Here is a 17,999-nt window from a genome sequence, read left to right as displayed (position 1 = left end):
AGCCGCGTCCCTTCCTGGGCGCTGATCCTGTTGTTCCCGGCAAAGATGCATGCAATCCGTCAGGTTTTCCTGCGATCGGCTAGCATTCGGTAACTGCCTCGGCAGCCGCTGTCATGTGATGTGGTGTTGCACGGAGGTATGGGACATTGACCGCCGAGAGCTTGCCGGTTGATCCGTGGTCAGAACCGTTCCGCGATATCGACTACATCCGCGGTATGGAGCGCCTGCTGCGGGCGGTCCAGGAACTCTCGATGGCCCGCAACCTCGACACCGTTCAGCGCATCGTCCGCACCGCCGCCCGTGAACTCACCGGTTGCGACGGCGCCACCTTCGTCCTGCGCGACAACGGCAAGTGCTATTACGCCGACGAGGACGCGATCGCCCCGCTGTGGAAGGGCAACCGCTTCCCCATGGAGGTCTGCATCAGCGGATGGGCCATGCTCAACCGGGAAGCCGCCGTCATTCCGGACATCTATCTGGACAACCGGATTCCGCACGCCGCGTACCGTCCCACCTTCGTCAAGAGCCTGGTGATGGTCCCGATTCGCAAACTCGACCCCGTGGGCGCGATCGGCAACTACTGGGCCCACGAACATCAGCCGTCGGAGCAGGAGGTCACCCTGCTGCAGGCGCTGGCAGATGCGACGTCCATCGCCATGGAGAACGTGCAGGTCTATGCCGAGCTGGAACAGCGGGTCCGTGATCGCACCGCCGAATTGGAACGCGCCAACGAGGAGATCCGCCAGGTCTCGGTCACCGATGTCCTCACCGGCATCAACAACCGCCGCGGCTTCTACCATCTGGCCGAGCCGGGCCTGGCCGCAGCGCGTCGCGACGGCCGCAACTGCATCCTGGCCTTCATCGACGTCGACGGCCTCAAACTCGTCAACGACGGCAAAGGTCACATGGTCGGTGACGCACTGATCGCCGACGTCGCGCGGGTGCTGGCCAGCACGCTCGGCCGGTCAGATGTGCTGGCCCGGATGGGTGGCGACGAGTTCTGTGTACTGGTCACCGACCCCACGGCCACCCCGGCGTCACTCAAGGAGCAGTTGGTCGACGCAATTCGGCTGTTCAACGAGGCCGAGGTACGCCCCTACCGTCTGTCGGCCAGCATCGGGGTGATGCTGGTGACGCCGGCGGACGCCAGCACCGTGGACGAATTGTTGACGCGCGCAGACGAATTGATGTACGAGGAGAAGAAGGCGCGCATCATCTCGTGAGCCGCACCTCTGTACTGCCGTCTGCCCCCTGAACTCGTCGAAGGCCGATTGCCCCGTCACAGGCCATGGACCCTCAACCGAGGACCTATGGCACTGTCATCCACCCCCGTGCACGTTCGAGAATGAAGCACGGAGACGAATTGGCGGTGGTGATGATGACGGCACCCGTTGTGGTCGGAATCGATGGATCTCGTGCGGCATTGAGCGCAGCGCTGTGGGCCGCCGACGAAGCGGCCGAGCTTCACGTTCCACTGCACCTGATCTACGCCCTGCCGCGGGACGACGAGGATGCCGGTCGGCGCTCGATTGCCGAAACAGCTCTGCGCCACGCGCGCAGCGTGGTGCAGGCCACCCATGATCCACCGCCCGAAGTCCAGGCGCACGTCGTACCACAGACCCCGGTCGCTGCGCTGGTCAAGGCGTCGCACTGGGCGCGGATGATCTGCGTCGGCGCCGTCGGACTGCATCACTTCGACGACGGGCACGTGGGCTCCACTGCCGCGTCCGTGGCAGCGCAGGCGCTGTGCCCGGTGACCGTGGTGCGCAAGACCTCCGACACCGGGTGTGTTGTCGTCGCGATGGACGAGTCAGCCGAAAGCGTCGACGCACTGCGACTCGGTGTCGAGGAGGCGGTTCTGCGGCAGGTCCCGCTACGCGTGCTGTCGGCGTGGCACCCCGGCGACCACACCGCGGCCGAGGGCAACCGGTGGGCAAACGCCACTTTGGAGCGCCTGGTGGCGCGGTGGCGTTGGCAGCATCCCGGCCTCGATGTCAGTACGGTGACCGTGCGGGGGAACCCGATCGACTACCTCGCCGGAAATGTTGCGCAGATACAGCTCATGGTGATCGGTGGTCACAACCGCGCCGGTGTAGGCCAGCTGCTGGGCCCGAAAGGATGTGCCGCGCTGAACAACAGCGATTGCTCGGTGTTGATCGCCGACAGCCGCCGGCGGTTGTGATCCGCCGGCGTCGTCGCCAACTCAGCGCCAGACGTTGGGCACCTTGTTCCACTGCCCCGGCGGTACCCCCACGATCTGGCCGAGGTGGCCGGGTGGAATGTGCACGATCTGCCCGATATGGCCCGGCGGCGGCACGGGAACCCAGTACCCGTCTTTGTCGGCAGCGGCCTGCCCCGCCCCGAGCACCGCGGAAGCGGCGCCCAGCCCGACAGCAACCGCTGCTGCGGCGGCAATTTTCCTGACGAACACTCTCCGACTCCTCTTCCTTCGCACCCCGCGATTGTTGATCGGTCACCGACATTGTCGCGTCCGGTTCCCATGGCGTTACCAGCGGGTGGCTAGTCGAGCTTCGTTTAGCCGGCCCGGATCCTGGTTATCAACTCGGCGTGTACGGCCATGACCTGCTCGCCGACCGCTATGAACTGCACGACCTACTGGGCTGCGGGGGCATGGCGGAAGTCTTCGACGGCTGGGACGCCCGGCTCGGTCGCCCGGTGGCGGTCAAAGTCCTGCACACCTCGCTGCAATCCCAGGAGTCGGTGCGGCGCCGTTTCGAAGACGAGGCGCGGGCCGCGGCCGCGCTGTGCCATCCGAACATCGTGGCGGTGTACGACTACGGCGAACACCGCGGCACCCCGTTCATCGTGATGGAGCGCCTCCCCGGCACGACGCTGGCGGAGGTGTTCGACCAGGGCCCGATGCGGCCCGAGGCAGTCAGGTCGATGCTCGACGACGTGCTGTCGGCCCTGGAAGCCGCGCACGGGGCGGGAATCCTGCACCGCGACATCAAACCCGGCAACCTGCTGATCTCCTCCTCCGGCGACAGGGTGCAGGTGGCCGATTTCGGTATCGCCAAGACGGGCGGGGCCGCGCATACCCGCACCGGGCAGATCATCGGGACCATGGCCTACATGAGTCCCGAACGGGTCTCTGGCGCACCGGCTTCGGTGGCCGACGATCTGTACGCGGTGGGTCTGGTGGGCTACGAGGCGCTCGCGGGCCGGCACGCCTACCCCGAGGAGAACCCGCTGGCACTGGCCCGGGCCATCCTGGACGCGCCGCCCCCACCGATCGCCTCGTTGCGACCCGACATCGATTCGCACCTGGCCGCCACCATCGACGGCGCGCTGGCACGCGCGCCCGGAAACCGTTTCACGAGCGCCACCCAGATGCGGGCCGCGTTGGCCGGTGACGGGCGGGCCCTGCAGGCGGTGGCCCTTCCCCGTCGCCCCGCGACTCAGATGCTCGAGCACCCCACGGCGGTCCCCGCGCGCCGCAGCGTCACCAGGAACGCGCGGCGGGGGTTGGCCGCCGCCGGGATCCTGGCCGCGTTCGTCGTGGCATCCCTGGCGTACGCCACCGAGCCGCTGCCCGCGGCGCCGGCCTCAGAAACGGCCGGCCTGAGCACCCCGGTGGCGCCTGCCCCCGCACCCGTGGCCACGGTGCCGCCCGCGCCCGTCACCGCCGAGACCCTTATCCCTGAAGCCGTACCGGTAGCGGTGCAACCGCAGGTCGACCCCGGCAACGGCAAGAGCGACCAGAAGAAGAACCCGGGCAACGGCAAGGGCGAGAAGAAGAGCAACGGCCGCGGCAACGGCAACGGCAACAACTGACCATCGAGGGTCACCGTGCGGCGTGACATCATGGCGACAGTGACCGTCTCCACCGCTTTCGCCTCGGACAACGCCGCACCGGCGCACCCCACCGTCCTCGATGCCGTCGTCGCCGCCAACCACGGCAGCGCCATGTCCTACGGCGACGACGCGCTGACCCAGCAGGCCTCCGACCTGATCAAGGACGCGTTCGACTCCCCCGACGCCGAGGTCGTGTTCGCGCTCACCGGAACCGGCGCCAACGTCATCGCGCTGGCTGCCGCGACACGGCCGTGGCACAGCATCCTGTGCAGCGATATCGCGCATTCGCTGGTGGACGAGGCGGGCGGGCCGGTACGGCTGTCCGGCGCCATGCTGACGGTGCTGCCCAGCGCGGACGGCCTCATCGATCCGTCAGAGCTGGGCAGGGCCGCCGTGCGCCGCGGGCCGGTGCATCATTCGCAGCCCGCGGTGGTGACCATCACGCAGTCCACCGAGAACGGTCGCCTGTGGACCGCGGCGGCCATCAAGGAATTCGTCGACGAAGCCCACACGCAGGGTCTGCTGGTGCACGTCGACGGCGCACGGATCGCCAATGCTGTTGCCGCACTGGGAGTCTCACCGCTGGACGCCATCGGCGACGCCGACATCGTGACTGTCGGCGGCACCAAGAACGGCCTGCTGTTCGGTGATGCCATCCTGGTGCGCCGGCCGGAGCTGTTCGACGGAATCCACTTCGTGCAGAAGCAGATCGGTCACCTGCCCAGCAAGCACCGCTTCGTCTCCGCGCAGTTCACGGCGCTGTTCACCGACAACCTGTGGCTCGACCTCGCCGCCCACGCCAACACCATGGCCGCCCGCCTGAGCACCGGCTTCACCCAGCGTGGCCGGCAACTCGGCGCGCCCGTCGAGGCCAATGAAGTGTTCGTCGTCCTCGACGCCGACACCCATGCCCGGGTCGCGGCGCGGTATGCCATCCACGCCCCCGACGTCCTGCGCCCGGTCTACCGTTTTGTGTGCTCCTGGGCCACCACCGAGGCCGACGTGGACGCCGTACTGCGGCTGATCGACGAGGCGTAACACCGGGCGGTGTTCCGCCGAAACTCCACGGGACGCCGGTCACGGACGTTAGCGTCTCACCACGCACGGCAACCACAGCGGGGGAATGCTTTGGAACACATCTCGGTCGCCGGCAGTGCGCGAGCACTGGCGGCCATGCTCGGTATTGTCGCGGCTCTGACCACGGTGTCACCCGCCCACGCGGAGCCGGTCTTCGGCTCAGTGCCCACGGCGCACTTCGACTTCGGCGGGATTCCCCGCACCTACACCCTGCATGTACCGCCGGGCCCGGCCAACGGCCTGGTGATCAACCTGCATTCCGCGGGTAACACCGGAGCGTCGCACCAGGCGCTGACGCATTACGACGCGATCGCCGACGCGCACGGATTCGTGGTGGCCTACCCGGACGGGATCGACTTCAGCTGGGCCGACGGGCGCGGCGCCTCGGTGCCCGACCGGCAGCGCGTCGACGACGTGGGCTTCATCTCCGCCCTGGTGACCAAGCTGGTGGCTGAGTTCGGCGTCGACCCCAACCGGGTGTACGCCACAGGCTTGTCGGCCGGTGCGTTCATGGCCAACCGGCTGGCCTGCGAGCGGGCCGACCTGTTTGCCGCCGTGGCGCCGGTCGACGGCACTCTGGGCACCAACATGGCGTGCGCGCCGTCGGAACCCGTCGCCGTCATGGCCACCCACGGCACCGCCGACCCGATCGTGCCGTTCAACGGCGGGCCCATGCTGGGCCGCGGCGGCGGCAGCACCGTGGTGCCCGCGCAGGCGATGACGGATCTGTGGCGCAGCCTAAACGGGTGCGGCGCCCCCACCGAGGTGCCGCTACCCGACGCCGGCGACGGCATGCGCGCGTTCCGCTCGAGTTCGGGCTGCGCCGACGGCACCGAGGTGGTGTTCACCCGCGTCGACGGTGGCGGCCACACCTGGCCCGGTGCGCCGACCGTGCTCTCGGTGCAGCAGGTCGGGCCCACCACCCGGGCATTCGACGCGTCGGTGGACTCGGGGAACTTCTTCGCCTCGCACTGGCGCTGAGTCAGCCCCGCCCCAGCAGCGGCATCTCCGTCGCCATGATGGTCAGGAACGGCACACTGACATCCAGCGGTAGGCCCGCGATGTGCGCGATGGTTGAACCGACGTGGCGCACATCGAATTTCGGCTCCGGCCTCCGGGATCCGTCGGGTTGCAACGCCCCGTCGAAACCGGTTGTCATGGCCGTCGCGGCGTTGCCGATGTCGATCTGACCGACGGCGATGCCGGTGCTGCGGCCCTCCAGCGCCAGCGCACGGGTCAGGCCGTTGATGGCGAACTTGCTGGCGGTATAGGGCGTGGCCTCCGGTCGCGGTACCTGACCCGACACCGAACCGATGTTGATGATCCGGCCCCCACGCGGATCCTGGTTCTGCATGACCCGCATCGCCGCCCTGGCGCAGAGAAACGATCCGGTGACGTTCACCGTCATGACCTCCGACCAGGCCTGCAGCGAGGTCTGCGTGATCGGTTGCTGTGACCCGAACACCCCGGCGGAGTTCACCAGCACATCGATACGCTCCAACCTTCCCAGAGCCGTATCGACGGCACCCTCGTCGGTGACGTCGAGCACCAGCGCTTCACCGCAGCCCGCGAGTTGCACACTGCCCTGCAGACTTTCGAGGGTGCGACCGCAGAACACCACGTGATGGCCGGCGGCGGCCAGGGCCAGACCGGCGGCACGGCCGATACCGCTACCGCCGCCGGTGATCACCGATATCTGCTGTGCCACCGGTTCACGGTACCGTCTTGCGATTTCGGCGCGCTGGTAACCGCTGAGCGGTTACCAGCGCGCCGAAATCCCCAGAGGTCAGGAGGCGGCGGCCATGGTGAGCGCCACGTCGACGATCATGTCCTCCTGGCCGCCGATCAGGCCGCGCTTGCCCACCTCGACCAGCAGATCGCGCATGTCGACGTTGTAGTCTTTCGAGGCCTTCTCGGCGTGGCGCAGGAAGCTGGAGTACACCCCGGCGTACCCGAGGGTCAAGGTGTCGCGATCGACCCGTATGGGCCGGTCCTGGAGGGGTCGCACCAAGTCGTCGGCCGCGTCCTCCAACGCGAACAGATCGCAGTTGTGCTCCCAGCCAAGCAGATTGGCCACCGCGATGAACGGTTCGATGGGACAGTTCCCCGCCCCGGCACCGTGCCCGGCCAGGGACGCGTCCACACGGTAGACACCCTCCTCGACGGCGACCACCGAGTTCGCCACCGACAGCGACAGGTTCTCGTGGGCGTGGATACCGATCTCGGTCTCCGGTTTGAGCACCTTGCGGTAGGCGCGCACCCGCGCGCGCACGCCGTCCATCGTCAGCCGGCCTGCCGAGTCGGTGACGTAGACGCAGTGCGCGCCGGCGTCTTCCATGATCTTGGCCTGGGTGGCCAGCTGATCGGGCTCCAGGTAGTGCGACATCATCAGGAAGCCGGAGACGTCCATGCCCAGCTCGCGGGCGCGGGCGATGTGCTGCGGTGCCACGTCGGCTTCGGTGCAGTGGGTGGCCACCCGCACCGACCGGGCGCCGAGATCGTAGGCCCGCTCCAGGTCGCCGATGGTGCCGATACCGGGTAGCAGCAGTGTCGTCAGCCGGGCGTTCTTGACCACGGCGGCCACTTCGGCGATCCACTCGTCGTCGGTGTGGCTGGCCGGCCCGTAGGTCAGGGTGGACGCCGCGAGCCCGTCCCCGTGGGCGATCTCGATACCGTCGACCCCGGCGGCATCAAGCGCGGCAGCGATTTTCACCAGCGGGTCGATGCCGATGCGGTGCCGGATGGCGTGCATGCCGTCGCGCAGCGTCACATCTTGGACAAAAATCTTGGTTGCCATCACGCGACTCCGCTCAGCTTGTCCTGCGAGATCCGGCTGGCCACTTCCAAGGCTGCCGAGGTCATGATGTCGAGGTTGCCGGCGTAGGCGGGCAGATAGTGCGCGGCGCCCTCGACTTCCAGGAACACCGACACCTTCCACCGGTCGCGCGGTTGCGCTTCGAACAGTGTGCGCAGTGGTTCATCCGCCGGCACCGGGGTGATCAGCACGTCCTGCTTGAGCCGGTAACCCGGCACATATTTGGCCACCTGCTCCACCATCTCGATCACCGAGGCGGTGATCAGATCGAATTTCGGCTCTTCGACGATGGCCATCACGGTGTCGCGCATCAGCATCGGCGGTTCGGCGGGGTTGAGGATGATGACCGCCTTGCCGCGACGGGCACCACCCACCTCTTCGATGGCCTTCGACGTGGTCTCGGTGAACTCGTCGACGTTGGCCCGGGTACCGGGCCCCGCCGAACGAGACGCGATGGACGCCACGATCTCGGCGTACGGGACGGGGGTGATGCGCGAGATGGCATGCACGATGGGGATGGTGGCCTGTCCCCCGCAGGTCACCATATTGAGGTTCTTCTCCCCCAGGTGCGCTTCGAGATTCACCACGGGCACCACATACGGGCCGATCGCGGCCGGTGTCAGGTCCAGCAGCTGCTTACCGTAGGGGGCCAGCGCTTCGGCGTTGGCGATGTGCGCCCGGGCCGACGTGGCGTCCAGAACGATGTCGACGCTGTCGAACTCGGGCATGGCGATCAGCCCGGCCACCCCTTTGTCGGTGGTGGGCACACCCAGCCGGCGCGCCCGGGCCAGGCCGTCGGAGTCCGGGTCGATGCCCACCATCGCCACCGGTTTGAGCCGCGAATATCCGCGCAGGCACTTGATCAGCAGGTCCGTGCCGATGTTGCCGGAACCGATGATCGCGATTTTTGTTGTCATAGAACGCAACTCCTAATGGTTGTCTCAGCCACGCCCGAGGAAGGGCATGCCGGTGGCCATGATGGTGAGGAACGGAACGCTGACATCAGTTGGCAGCGAGGCGATATGGGCGATGGTGGAACCGACGTGGCGCACATCGATCTTCGGTTCGCGCTTACGCGAGCCGTCCGGCTGCAAGGCCTCATCGAAACCGGAGATCATGTCGGTGGCGGCGTTGCCGATGTCGATCTGACCCACCGCGATGTTCCGGGAGCGGCCTTCCAGTGCCAGCGCCCGGGTGAGGCCGGTGATGGCGAACTTGCTGGCGGTATAGGGCGTGGCTCCCGGGCGGGGCACCTGCGCCGACAACGACCCGATGTTGATGATCCGCCCGCCACCGTGTGTTTCCATCCGGTTCATCGCCGCTCTGGCGCACAGGAACGAGCCGGTGACGTTGACGGTCATGGTCTGCGACCAGTCGGCCAGGGTGGTGTCCGCGATGGGCTTCTGCGCTCCGAATACCCCGGCGGAGTTCACCAGCACGTCGATGCGGTCCAGCCGGGTGAATGTGTGGTCGACGGCTTCCTCGTCGGTGACGTCGAGTTCGAGCACCTCTCCGGATCCGGCGAGTTCCGCACTCGCCTTGAGGGTTTCGACGGTGCGGCCGCAGAACACCACCCGGTGTCCGCTGCCCGCCAGCGCCAGACCCGCGGCGCGGCCGATACCGCTGCCGCCGCCGGTGACCACCGCGACCCGGTCAATGGCTGGCACGCGGCACCCCCGCCCCGCGCTTGCCGCGCAGGAAGTCGAAGTCGGCGCCGGTGTCGGCCTGGGTGACGTGCTCCAGATACATCTGCAGGTAGCCACCTTCGACCTGTTTGGTGCCACCGGCCAGTTGCGCGATCTCGCGACGGCGGGCCAGTTCCTCGTCGGTCACGTCGAGATGCAGCCGTCGCGACGGGACGTCCAACTCGATGACGTCTCCGTCTTGGACGTAGGCCAACGGTCCACCGGCCGCCGCTTCGGGAGCCACGTGCAAGACGACGGCGCCGAAGGCGGTGCCGCTCATCCGGGCATCGGAGATGCGCACCATGTCGGTGACGCCCTCGCGCAACAGTTTCGCCGGGATGGGCAGGTTCCCCATCTCGGGCATCCCCGGATAACCTTTCGGCCCAGCGCCTTTGAGTACCAGCACCGAATCCTTGTCGACCGCCAGGTCGGGATGGTCGATGCGGGCCTTCAAGTCGTCGATGTCCTCGAACACCTTGGCGGTGCCGCGGTGGGTCAGCAGCTCGGCGGTGGCCGCAGACGGTTTGATGATGGCGCCGCTGGGTGCGAGATTGCCGTGCAGCACCGCGATGCCGGCATCATGCTGCAGCGGATCGTCCACCGTGCGGATGGCGGGCGATCCCCACGCCGTCCGGTTCTCGACGTTGGCGCCCAACGTCTTTCCGGTGACGGTCAGTGCGTCGCGGTGCAGCAGGTCACCGAGTTCGTTGATCACGATGGGCAGGCCGCCGGCGTCGAAGAACTCGTCCATCAGGTACTTACCCGACGGCAACAGGTCCACGATCAACGGGGTGCCTGCGGCCACGGTGTCGAAATCGTCCAGACTCAAGGGCACTTCGATGCGCCCGGCCAACGCCAGCAGGTGCACCACGGCATTGGTGGAACCGCCGATGGCGGCGTTGACACGAATGGCGTTCTCGAACGCCTCACGGGTGAGGATCTGCGACATGGCGACGTTCTCGCGGACCAGTTCGACCGCGCGCACGCCGGTGTCTTGGGCCAGCACCTTGCGGCGGGCGTCGACCGCGGGGATGGCGGCGTTGTCGGGCAGCGCCAATCCCATCGCTTCGACCAGCGAGGCCATGGTGGAGGCGGTACCCATGGTGTTGCAGTGTCCATTGGAGCGCCACATGCAGGCTTCGGCCTCGACGAACTCGTCGGTGCTCATGGTCCCGGCGCGCACCTGGTCGTACATGGCGTAGGTGCCGGTGCCCGAGGGCAGCGGCACGCCGCGGCGCCGGCCGGGCAGGGTGGGCCCGCCGGAGAGCACGATGGTCGGCAGGTCGACGCTGGCCGCGCCCATCAGCAGCGCCGGAGTGGTCTTGTCGCAGCCGCAGAGCAGCACCACCCCGTCAAGTGGGTTGGCGCGCAACGTTTCTTCGACATCCATGCTGACGAGGTTGCGGTACAGCATGGTCGACGGCCGCATCAAAGTCTCGCCCATGGAGGTCACCGGGAACTCCAGCGGGAAGCCACCCGCCTCGTACACCCCGCGGGCCACGTGTTCGGCCAGTTCCCGGAAATGCGCGTTGCACGGCGTCAGCTGTGACCAGGTGTTGCAGATGCCGATGACGGGCCTGCCGTCGAACATCCGGTTCGGCACACCCATGGCCTTGATGCCGGAGCGATGGAAGAACCCGGTCTTGTCGAGACCGCCGAACCAGCTCTGGGAGCGGCTCACCGGGAATCCGCCAGGGCGAGCGCTTCGCTGACCTGCCGTGCGGCTTCCACCACAGCCTTGGCCATCTGGTCACCGGAGCGGGCGAAAGTGCTGCGGATGGTGGTGATCGAGATGGCAGCGACCGCCTGGCCCCGCGGGTCCAGCACCGGCGCGGCGACACAGCACACCTCTTCGACGAGTTCGCCGTCATCAACCGCGAATCCGTCGACGCGCGCCTTCTCGATACGTTCGCGCAGCTCGCCCGCCGTGGTCGCGGTGAACCGGGTGTAAGGCACCGGCCGGTAGTCCCGCAGATACTGCTCGAGTTCGTCGGCCGGCGAGTTGGCCAGCACCACCTTGCCCATCGCGGTGCAGTAGGCGGGAATCTCCGAACCCGGCATGGGCTCGATCCGGAACATCTGCCGCGAAGCGATGCTGTCGGCATAGACGATCGATCCGCGATGCAGCGTGCCGAGGTTGACCGTCTCATGGAACATGTCGGCCAGTTCGAGCAGCTTGGGCCGGGCCAGATCGAGCAGACCGGTGCGGTCCTTGATCGAATTGGCCACGGCGACAAGCTTCATGGTGAGCCGGTACTTGCGACCTTCGGCGACGTGCTCGACATAGCCGCCGCTCATCAGGGTGCTCAGCAGCCGGTCGACCGCAGGTTTGGACAACTCCAGTTCGCGGGCGAGTTCGGTGATCCCGGAGGCGTCCACCCGCCCGAGCGCCTCGATCAGGCGCATCGCGTTGGACACCGAAGCCACCTCACGGTCGCGCCGTGCGGATTGGGCTCCGTCGGCCGCATCAAGATCCGTCATCGTTCTCCTAGATTCGGATTGCGAACCATTGCTTCGCATTTTCAAGTTAAACCACGCGATCAAACGCTGTCAATGCTCAAGAACTCGGCGGTGAGCCCGGTTTACCGAGACGCTTGACGTTGAGATGCGGATCACTTTATCGTATGCCGAGTCGAATCAAGAGTTCGGCATGCGACATATGACGTTGGTATGCGAAACAGGCATCTGTGCCAGCTTTCGCGCAATGAACCCCGACCCATCACCAAGCGGGCACTTGCGCCCAGAACGGGAAACATCGGTGACCTACAACATTGCAGTTCTTCGCGGCGACGGCATCGGGCCCGAGATCGTCGATCAGGCAATCAAAGTCCTCGACGCGGTGTCCGGCGCCGTGCCCGGCGTCGATTTCAGTCTCGACTACCTCGACGGCGGCGCCGACTACTACGCACGCACTCTCGAGGTGGCCCCGGCCAGCACCTGGGACGCGATGCGCCGGGCCGACGCGATCCTGATGGGATCGATGGGGCACCCGGATATCCGGATGCCCGACGGTACCGAGGTACAAGGCCACTTCATCGTCAACGCGCGCAAGACATTTGACCTGTACGCCGGAGTCCGCCCCATCAAGACCTATCCCGGTTCGCGCGGCCTGCACGACGGTCTGCACGTCGATGTCGTCACTGTCCGCGAGAGCACCGAAGGGCTGTTCGCCTCGTTCGGCGGCGGCGCCCAGGTGGGCGACGACGTCTATGCCGACACCATGGTGGTCACCCGCAAGGGCACCGAGCGGATCAGCCGTTACGCCCTGAGCCTGGCGCGCAGTCGGGGTGGCAGACAACTGGTGACGTGCGTGGACAAGGCGAACATCTTTCGCTCGCTGGAGTTCTTCCGCCGTGTCTTCGACGGTGTGGCCGCGGACTACCCGGACGTGAAAACCAATCACGCACTGGTGGATTCGTTCACCATGAACCTGGTGCTGCGCCCGCAAGACTACGACGTGCTGGTCACCGAGAACATGTTCGGTGACATCATCTCCGATTTGGCCGCTGCCCTGGTGGGCGGGCTGGGGCTGGCCCCGTCGGGCGACATCGGTGACGACCACGCCATGTTCCAGCCTGCGCACGGCTCGGCCCCCGACATCGCCGGCCAGGACAAGGCCAACCCGGTGGCCACCATCGTCTCGGCCCGGATGATGCTCGACTGGCTGGCCGAACGCCACGACGACGATGCACTCCGCACCGCCGCCGGAGTCATCGAGAACGCCGTCGTGTCCACCATGTCCGCAGGCAAGCTGACCACCGATCTCGGTGGCACGCTGAGTTGTTCGGCCTTCGGTGACGCCGTCGCCGCTGAGATCGCCCAGGTAGTGCCCGCATGAACCTGATGCTGCTGGCGGCCGAGGAGGATCCCACCGCAACCGTCGGTGACGACCTGCTGCTGGGCCTGACCATCGGCAGCGTCGTCCTGATCATCGTGCTGATCGCCTGGGCGAAGCTGCACCCGCTGATCGCGCTGATCGTCGGCGCCGCGTTCCTGGGCATCACCTCCGGACTCGGCGCCGGCACCACGATCGAGGCCTTCGCCGACGGCCTCGGGGGCACCATCAGCGACGCCGGGCTGTTGATCGCGTTGGGCGCGATGCTCGGACAGCTGCTCAACGTCTCGGGTGCGGCGACGGCACTGGTGGATCGTTTCGTCCACGCGGTCCCACCGCGGTGGATCCCCTGGGCGATGGCCGGGATCGCGTTTCTGATCGGGCTGCCGCTGTTCTTCGAAGTGGCTCTGGTGCTGCTGTTCCCGATCATCGTGCTGGTGGTGCGGCGCACCGGTCTGCCGCTGCTGAAGGTGGCGATGCCCGCCCTGGCCTCTTTGTCACTGCTCAACGGCTTCCTGCCACCACACCCCGGGCCGCTGCTGGCGGTCTCGGCGTTCGACGCCGACCTGGGCAAGACGCTGCTGTTCGGGATCATCGTCGCCATCCCGACCGTGATTCTCGGCGGCCCGCTGCTGGGTAACATCCTGAGCAAGTGGGTGACCTCCCCCGACGTCAAAACCCTGATGTTCGGCACCGACACGCCTCCCGCGAAGAACGACCCCGAGCCGTCGGGGGGCGGTGGCACGTCGACCCTCGCACCGCCCAAACCCACACTCAAGACTCCCGGCACCACTGCCACGCTGGTCACGATGCTGCTTCCGGTGTTCCTCATGCTGGTACGCGCCATTGCGGAAATGGTTCTGCCGGAGGGTGATTCGTTACGGCATGCGGCCGAGCTGATCGGCGAGCCCACGGTGGCGCTGTTCGCCGGCTGTGTCCTGGCGATGTTCACCTTCGGGCTGGCCACCGGCATGGGCAAGAACAAGGTCGGCAGCGTGATGGGTTCCGGGCTGCCGCTGGTGGCCGGCATCATCCTGATCGTCGGCGCCGGTGGCGGTTTCAAGCAGACCCTGGTGAGCACCGGCGTCGGCGATGTGATCGCCGACCTGGCCCACGGGCTCGGGCTGCCGATGCTGGTTTTGGGCTGGCTGCTGGCCGCGATGATCCGCATCGCCGTCGGTTCCGGCACCGTCGCGATCGTCACCACCGCGGGCCTGCTGGCGCCGCTGGCCGCGGGGATGTCCCCCAATCAGGCCGCGTTGATGGCGCTGGCCATCGGTGCCGGGTCCCGGTTCATGTCGCACGTCAACGACGCCGGATTCTGGATGGTCAAGGAGTTCCTCAACCTCAGCGTCAAGGACACCTTTCGGACCTGGACCGTCATGGACTGTGTGGTGTCGGTGGTGGCCGGGATCGGCGTGTTCATCCTCGGCGCGATCGTCTGACGCGCAACACCTTTCAAGAAACGGAGACGCTTGTGGTAGCGGTACGGAAAGGATGCCTGGTCCTGTCGGGACTGGCAGTCGTGGTGTTCATCGTCGGCCTCGCGGTCGGCACGGCGGGTATCTGGCAGCCCGCCGTGCTGGTTGCTGTGTTCGGCGCAGCCATCGGCATCGGCGCGGTCAACGCGCTGAAGAGCTACCAGTACACCGGGTGGATCATCGCCTGCGTGGTGGCCGCGCTGGTGTTCCCGCAGGCCTTCCGCAGTTGGGGCGGGGTGAATCTCAGCGGCAAGTTCCTGATGACCACCGTCATCCAGCTGGTGATGTTCGGGATGGCCACTCAAATGCGGCTGTCGGACTTCCGCGGGGTGGCCCGTCATCCTCGCGGTGTCCTGGTCGGGTTGATCGGCCACTACACGGTGATGCCGATCGCCGCGGTGGTGCTGGTGATGTTCGCGAACCTGCCCCCGGAGATCGGCCTGGGCGTGATCCTCTACGGCTGCGTGTCCTCAGGGCTGGCCTCCAACGTGATGAGCCTGCTGGCCAAGGCGAACATCGCTCTTGCCGTGACCATCACGGCCATGTCGACCATCCTGTCGCCGCTGATGACCCCGTTCCTGATGAAGGTGTTCGGCGGCCGCATCGTCGACGTCAGCTTCATCGCCATGATGTTCGACGTCATCCGCATCACGCTGGTGCCGGTGGCCGCCGCCCTGCTGGTGGACTATCTGCGCACCGCCGCACCCGCCGCCATCCGCAAGGTCGACGTCGCCGCCGCCCTGTCCGGGATGTGGCTGATCGCCCTGCTGCTCGGGGTGTGGAATCTGGCTGCCACCCATCTGTCTCCGATGTGGCTGGGGGTGTTCCAGTCGCTGTGCTACGTCGCCGCGGCCATCGCCCTGGCTCGCCTCTACCATCTGGCGGTCACCGGGCCGCTGCCGGTGATCGAGACCTGGATGCCGTACGCGTCGATGTTCGGGATCATGTACTACAACACCATCACCACCGCGGCGGGTCGCGACGCGTTGCTCGACGTCGGCCTGGTGCTGCTGGTGGTCGGCATCATCCACAACGTCACCGGCTACGTGTTCGGCTACTGGGGCAGCCGGCTGTCCGGTCTCAACCAGCGCGACTCCCGGTCGGTCACCTTCGAGGTCGGGATGCAGAACGGCGGTATGGCAACAGGTTTGGCCGCCGGAATGGGCATGGTGGGCACCGCCGGCCTGGCCGCCGCGGTGTTCAGCCCGCTGGGCAACATCACCGGCTCGCTGCTGGCCAACTACTGGTCCCGGCGCCCACCGGCCGGTTCGGAGAACGACGTCGAGGAAACCGCCGTGGAGACGGAGAAGACAGTTTGAGTGACTACGAAGTGCTGGCCGTCCGTTACGGCGTGTGGCACACCAGCAAGCACAAGATCTACCACTCGTTCGACGTCTACCGCGAAGACGACGAACCGGTGCAGATCGACTACTTCTTCTGGGTGGTGCGCAACGCTGCGCGAACCATCGTGGTGGACACCGGTTTCCGGCCCGAGGTGGCGCAGCGGCGACGCCGCGAGCTGGTGACCCCGGTGCCCGAGGCGCTGCGCCACGCCGGCGTCGACCCCGCCGACGTCTCGCATGTGGTCCTGACGCACTTCCATTACGACCACATCGGCAACCTGGACCTGTTCCCGCAGAGCCAGATCATCACCGGTGGACTGGAGTTCGATTTCTGGACCGGCGAGATCGCCGAACAGCCGATCTTCTGCACCGCGGTGGAGGCCGACGAGGTGGACCTGGTGCGCAAGGCGCAGGCCGACCAACGGCTGACCCTGGTGCCCGAGGAGGATCCGGCGCTTCCCGGCATCTCGTTCCGTGAGGTCACCGGGCACACCCCGGGCCAGATCGTGGTGGAGGTGCACAACTCCGGGCGTCCGGTGCTGCTGGCCTCGGATGCGTCGCACATGTACGAGGAGTTCGAGAAGGAACGCCCCTTCCACATCGCCTCCAGCCTGCCCGACATGTACACCGGGCTGAAGTGGCTGCGTCAGCGCAGCGCCGGCGCCGAGGTGATTCCCGGCCATGACCCCGAGGTGATGCGCCGCTTCCCCGTCGAGGATGGGATCATCGCCCGGATAGCATGAGCGATTTCGGCGCGCTGGTAACCGCTGAGCGGTTACCAGCGCGCCGAAATCGCAGGAAGGACGGATGTGTTCGTTGCCAACGTCACCATGCTGTACGGCGACCGCCCGGTGCTGGACCGGCCCGCGGCGGCCGTCGCCGACGGCTTCCAGCGGATCGAATCCTGGTGGCCCTTCGACTCTTCGGTGCCCTCGGACACCGAGGTACGACGATTCGTCGACTCCGTGCGCGACTGTGGTGCGCAGTTGGTCGCGATGAACTTCACCCTGGGCGACGCGGGTGCCGGCGAGCGCGGCATCCTGTCGCATCCACACCGCGCCGCGGAGTTCCGCGATCACTGCGACGTGGTGGCCGGCATCGTCGACCAGCTGGGGATCCGGCTCTGCAATGCGCCGTACGGGTTACCTGACGGCAGCGATCCGGACCTGGCGCTGGAGAACCTGGCACTGGCCTGCGCCCGGCTGCGGCCGGCGGGCGCCCTGCCGATGCTGGAGCCGATGAGCGGAATCGCCGGCTACCCGGTCACCACGGCGGCTCAGGCCGTCGCCATCATCGAGAAGGTGGACGGCAGGGTCGGGCTGCTCGCCGACCTGTACCACTTCGCCGCCAACGGCGAGGACATCAACGCGGTGTTGCGCACACACGCCGACCGCATCGTCCACGTCCAGGTCGCCGACTTCCCCGGCCGGCACGAGCCGGGCACCGGCACGCTGGACATCGACCGGCACCTGACGCTGCTGCGGGAGTTGGGATATGGCGGCGAGGTGGCGCTGGAGTACATTCCGAGCCGCTAGCTCACACGCAGATGGGCGCGGGCCGCCAGCTCGTCGTCCTCGACGAGCACCAGCATGGGTTGCCCGGGTACGCAGAACATCGTCACCGCGAACCGGGTGCGGATGTCGTCGCGGTTGTTGCCGTCCTGGTAGTGGATGACATCACCCCCGGGTTCCCAGAACGCTTCGCCCGCACGGACGACGCGGGGTGGTTGTCCTTCCAGCTCGAAGAGCATCTCGCCTTCCAGCACGATGCCGAACGCGGGGCCGCTGGGGTGCCGGTGCGGCGGCGTACCGCGGCTGCCCGGCGGATACTCGATCACCACGGTCATCGCTTCGGCATCCGCAGCGATGGCGGGCGGATGCGCCTGCTGCACGACGGTCACCGCCGTCTTCCAGTCGTCGCCGTAGTCGCTGTTCATCGGGGTCTCCT

Annotated in this window: 18 protein-coding genes; 10 read left to right on the top strand and 8 right to left on the bottom strand. The window is 67.1% G+C overall.

The annotated features are described in order from the left end of the window. Positions 1–146: 146 nt before the first annotated feature. A complete protein-coding gene (locus AC3A6P_RS01110; protein ID WP_487687288.1) occupies positions 147–1,223 on the top strand; it encodes a GGDEF domain-containing protein in 1,077 nt (358 codons plus the stop codon). A gap of 122 nt (positions 1,224–1,345) precedes the next feature. Beyond that, entirely contained in the window at positions 1,346–2,182 is an 837-nt protein-coding gene (locus AC3A6P_RS01105; RefSeq protein WP_487687286.1) for a universal stress protein, read from the top strand. Positions 2,183–2,203: 21 nt separating this feature from the next. On the opposite strand, the gene AC3A6P_RS01100 is transcribed toward AC3A6P_RS01105, so the two are convergent. Continuing rightward, positions 2,204–2,431, bottom strand: a complete 228-nt coding sequence (locus tag AC3A6P_RS01100) for a hypothetical protein (RefSeq protein WP_487687283.1) — start codon at positions 2,429–2,431, stop codon at positions 2,204–2,206. A 137-nt stretch (positions 2,432–2,568) separates the two neighbouring features. Here AC3A6P_RS01100 and AC3A6P_RS01095 point away from each other — a divergent pair, with 137 nt between their 5' ends. The 3 genes from AC3A6P_RS01095 (at position 2,569) to AC3A6P_RS01085 (ending at position 5,874) form a co-directional block, all read left to right on the top strand. After that, positions 2,569–3,795: a serine/threonine-protein kinase gene (locus AC3A6P_RS01095; RefSeq protein ID WP_487687280.1), complete on the top strand. Its 1,227-nt coding sequence runs from the start codon at positions 2,569–2,571 to the stop codon at positions 3,793–3,795. Between the two features lie 30 nt (positions 3,796–3,825). Next, a complete protein-coding gene (locus tag AC3A6P_RS01090; protein ID WP_487687277.1) occupies positions 3,826–4,854 on the top strand; it encodes a threonine aldolase family protein in 1,029 nt (342 codons plus the stop codon). Between the two features lie 135 nt (positions 4,855–4,989). After that, positions 4,990–5,874 (top strand): extracellular catalytic domain type 1 short-chain-length polyhydroxyalkanoate depolymerase, encoded by an 885-nt coding sequence (locus AC3A6P_RS01085; RefSeq protein ID WP_487688104.1) that lies wholly within the window; start codon positions 4,990–4,992, stop codon positions 5,872–5,874. Position 5,875: 1 nt separating this feature from the next. Here the strand turns inward: AC3A6P_RS01085 and AC3A6P_RS01080 are convergent, their stop codons facing one another. The 6 genes from AC3A6P_RS01080 to AC3A6P_RS01055 all read right to left on the bottom strand — a co-directional run bounded on the left by AC3A6P_RS01080 (position 5,876) and on the right by AC3A6P_RS01055 (position 11,874). Then, a complete protein-coding gene (locus tag AC3A6P_RS01080) occupies positions 5,876–6,601 on the bottom strand; it encodes an SDR family oxidoreductase (protein WP_487687275.1) in 726 nt (241 codons plus the stop codon). 78 nt (positions 6,602–6,679) lie between these two features. Continuing rightward, positions 6,680–7,690, bottom strand: a complete 1,011-nt coding sequence (dmpG, locus tag AC3A6P_RS01075; protein WP_487687273.1) for a 4-hydroxy-2-oxovalerate aldolase — start codon at positions 7,688–7,690, stop codon at positions 6,680–6,682. After that, on the bottom strand, positions 7,690–8,625 hold the full coding sequence (locus AC3A6P_RS01070; protein ID WP_487687271.1) for an acetaldehyde dehydrogenase (acetylating): 936 nt from the start codon (positions 8,623–8,625) through the stop codon (positions 7,690–7,692). The genes dmpG and AC3A6P_RS01070 overlap by 1 nt, the downstream gene beginning before the upstream one ends. Before the next feature lie 24 nt (positions 8,626–8,649). Then, positions 8,650–9,375, bottom strand: a complete 726-nt coding sequence (locus tag AC3A6P_RS01065; protein WP_487687269.1) for an SDR family oxidoreductase — start codon at positions 9,373–9,375, stop codon at positions 8,650–8,652. Then, entirely contained in the window at positions 9,362–11,074 is a 1,713-nt protein-coding gene (locus AC3A6P_RS01060; protein WP_487687266.1) for an IlvD/Edd family dehydratase, read from the bottom strand. Before AC3A6P_RS01060 ends, AC3A6P_RS01065 begins: the two co-directional genes overlap by 14 nt. Further along, positions 11,071–11,874 (bottom strand): IclR family transcriptional regulator, encoded by an 804-nt coding sequence (locus AC3A6P_RS01055; RefSeq protein ID WP_487687263.1) that lies wholly within the window; start codon positions 11,872–11,874, stop codon positions 11,071–11,073. The genes AC3A6P_RS01060 and AC3A6P_RS01055 overlap by 4 nt, the downstream gene beginning before the upstream one ends. 277 nt (positions 11,875–12,151) lie before the next feature. Between AC3A6P_RS01055 and AC3A6P_RS01050 the strand changes: the two genes are divergently transcribed. From AC3A6P_RS01050 to AC3A6P_RS01030, 5 genes are all read left to right on the top strand, one after another. Beyond that, complete coding sequence (locus tag AC3A6P_RS01050; RefSeq protein WP_487687261.1) at positions 12,152–13,231, top strand: isocitrate/isopropylmalate dehydrogenase family protein; 1,080 nt, start codon at positions 12,152–12,154, stop codon at positions 13,229–13,231. Then, positions 13,228–14,673 carry a GntT/GntP/DsdX family permease gene (locus tag AC3A6P_RS01045; RefSeq protein ID WP_487687259.1) on the top strand — a complete coding sequence of 482 codons (1,446 nt, stop codon included), beginning with the start codon at positions 13,228–13,230 and terminating at the stop codon, positions 14,671–14,673. Before AC3A6P_RS01050 ends, AC3A6P_RS01045 begins: the two co-directional genes overlap by 4 nt. A 32-nt stretch (positions 14,674–14,705) precedes the next feature. After that, on the top strand, positions 14,706–16,028 hold the full coding sequence (locus AC3A6P_RS01040; protein WP_487687257.1) for a bile acid:sodium symporter family protein: 1,323 nt from the start codon (positions 14,706–14,708) through the stop codon (positions 16,026–16,028). Continuing rightward, positions 16,025–16,795 (top strand): N-acyl homoserine lactonase family protein, encoded by a 771-nt coding sequence (locus AC3A6P_RS01035; protein WP_487687254.1) that lies wholly within the window; start codon positions 16,025–16,027, stop codon positions 16,793–16,795. The genes AC3A6P_RS01040 and AC3A6P_RS01035 overlap by 4 nt, the downstream gene beginning before the upstream one ends. A 66-nt stretch (positions 16,796–16,861) precedes the next feature. Next, a complete protein-coding gene (locus tag AC3A6P_RS01030) occupies positions 16,862–17,587 on the top strand; it encodes a hydroxypyruvate isomerase family protein (RefSeq protein WP_487687251.1) in 726 nt (241 codons plus the stop codon). Here the strand turns inward: AC3A6P_RS01030 and AC3A6P_RS01025 are convergent. Then, positions 17,584–17,988, bottom strand: a complete 405-nt coding sequence (locus AC3A6P_RS01025; protein WP_487687248.1) for a cupin domain-containing protein — start codon at positions 17,986–17,988, stop codon at positions 17,584–17,586. The genes AC3A6P_RS01030 and AC3A6P_RS01025 overlap by 4 nt on opposite strands. Positions 17,989–17,999: the final 11 nt, after the last annotated feature.

Source organism: Mycobacterium sp. Soil_C_30 (assembly GCF_057656995.1).
This window is presented reverse-complemented; position numbering and strand designations above follow the sequence as displayed.

Excerpts from the sequence above, each read along its gene's own strand:
- AC3A6P_RS01105 (WP_487687286.1), top strand. The coding sequence starts at position 1,346 with ATGAAGCACGGAGACGAATTGGCGGTGGTGATGATGACGGCACCCGTT.
- AC3A6P_RS01090 (WP_487687277.1), top strand. The coding sequence starts at position 3,826 with ATGGCGACAGTGACCGTCTCCACCGCTTTCGCCTCGGACAACGCCGCA.
- AC3A6P_RS01085 (WP_487688104.1), top strand. The coding sequence starts at position 4,990 with ATGCTCGGTATTGTCGCGGCTCTGACCACGGTGTCACCCGCCCACGCG.
- dmpG (WP_487687273.1), bottom strand. The coding sequence starts at position 7,690 with ATGGCAACCAAGATTTTTGTCCAAGATGTGACGCTGCGCGACGGCATG.
- AC3A6P_RS01070 (WP_487687271.1), bottom strand. The coding sequence starts at position 8,625 with ATGACAACAAAAATCGCGATCATCGGTTCCGGCAACATCGGCACGGAC.
- AC3A6P_RS01055 (WP_487687263.1), bottom strand. The coding sequence starts at position 11,874 with ATGACGGATCTTGATGCGGCCGACGGAGCCCAATCCGCACGGCGCGAC.
- AC3A6P_RS01045 (WP_487687259.1), top strand. The coding sequence starts at position 13,228 with ATGAACCTGATGCTGCTGGCGGCCGAGGAGGATCCCACCGCAACCGTC.
- AC3A6P_RS01025 (WP_487687248.1), bottom strand. The coding sequence starts at position 17,988 with ATGAACAGCGACTACGGCGACGACTGGAAGACGGCGGTGACCGTCGTG.